We start from the raw sequence: 1,504 nt of genomic DNA, 5'->3' as shown, positions 1-1,504 counted from the left end.
CTTTTCAACGGTGCGTCGGCAGAACTCGGGCGTATCTTCGGTGGCAAGCACGTTTTCGGGCGCGCCCACCTCCTGCAGCCAGACCGGACGGTCGGCAGGACCGAACGCCTTGGCCAGTTCGGCAAGATAGAGCGCATAGGAATAGCACTCCTCGCTCCTGGCTCCATAGCCTTGGGCGATGCCGTTGAACACCCACGAGTGGATAGTGGTCAGATCGCCTTTGGTGGCGGACTGCACCGGAGTGAACGGGTGACCGTCGATGAACCAGACACCGTCATTGACACTGTACAAGGCCAGGTCATCGCCACGCTTGGCGGCCGGCAGCAGCTCGTCGAGCCATTCGCCGATCTGATCGGGTGTGGCGGTCATCTTGGTCGGGTGCGGACGATCGGACAGCTGGTTGACCTCGTTGCCGAGGGTCAAGCCCTTGAACGCCGGTTCCTTGGCCAACGCATCCGCCATGATGGAGATCAGTTCACGTTCCGAAGCCACGGCCTCGGGATCGGTGAACATGTTGCCCTTATGCCATGTCACCAGCCATGAGGGGAGGAAGTCGAAGCTGGAGAGATGGCCTTGGAAAACGTCGACGTAGGCGTCCAGACCATGCTCGCCGGCGATGTGCACCATACGGCACACATCCTCGACGCCCTTCATATTGATCCATGTACGGTTGGGCTGGAGGTACGGCCAGACCGGGAAGATGCGGACATGATCCATGCCCAGATCGCTGATCTGCTTCAGGTCATTGTCGATGCTTTCCCAGTCCGGGTTGAGCCACGAATGGAACCAGCCATGCGAGGGCGTGTAATCAACGCCGAATTTCATGAGAGTATCCTTTCGTGTCAGCCCTTGAGACCGCCCTGTTCCAGTCCGCGGAAGAAGTAACGCTGGAAGCACAGGAAGAAGACGATGATCGGGATGAGGGAGACCAGTGCGCCTGCGGCGATGAGTCGCGGATCCTGGATGAACATGCCCTTGAGCCTGTTCATGCCGAGGGTCAGGGTGTATTTGCTCTCATCGGAGATCGCGATCAACGGCCAGAGGAAGTCGTTCCATGCACCGACGAAGGAGAAGATGCCCACGACGGTCATCGTGCCCTTGACCTGCGGCACACAGATGTGGAAGAATCGCTGCCATAGGCTTGCGCCGTCGACCATGGCCGCCTCCTCAAGTTCCATCGGGATGGATTTGAAGGCGTTGGTCATCAGCAGGATGTTGATGGCGCCGCACAAGCCAGGCAAGGCCACGGCCAGCAACGTGTTCTGCAGATTGATGGCGCGGATGATGAGGAACTGGGAGATCATGACACCTTCGATCGGGATGATCATGGTGCCCATGAACAAGGCGAACACGAACCCGCGGCCACGCCACTTGAGACGTCCGAGTGCATATCCTGCCATCGTGGAGAAGATGATGTTTCCCGCGATGGAGATGATGCACACCACCAGGGTGTTCAGCATGTAATGGAACACCGGCACCTGACGGAAGACGTTGACGTAGTTTG

Annotated in this window: 1 protein-coding gene and 1 pseudogene; both read right to left on the bottom strand. The window is 58.6% G+C overall.

The features are described 5' to 3' along the window. Positions 1-825: pseudogene (locus BW14_RS11790) on the bottom strand (glycosyl hydrolase); the annotation flags it as partial. Between the two features lie 17 nt (positions 826-842). Beyond that, on the bottom strand, positions 843-1,504 hold a 662-nt coding region (locus BW14_RS11785), incomplete at its 5' end, for a carbohydrate ABC transporter permease (RefSeq protein ID WP_140490791.1).

Source organism: Bifidobacterium sp. UTBIF-68, assembly GCF_006408855.1.
Classification (GTDB): domain Bacteria; phylum Actinomycetota; class Actinomycetes; order Actinomycetales; family Bifidobacteriaceae; genus Bifidobacterium; species Bifidobacterium reuteri.
Note: the sequence above shows the minus strand (reverse complement) of the source record. Positions and strands in the feature narration are given on the sequence as shown.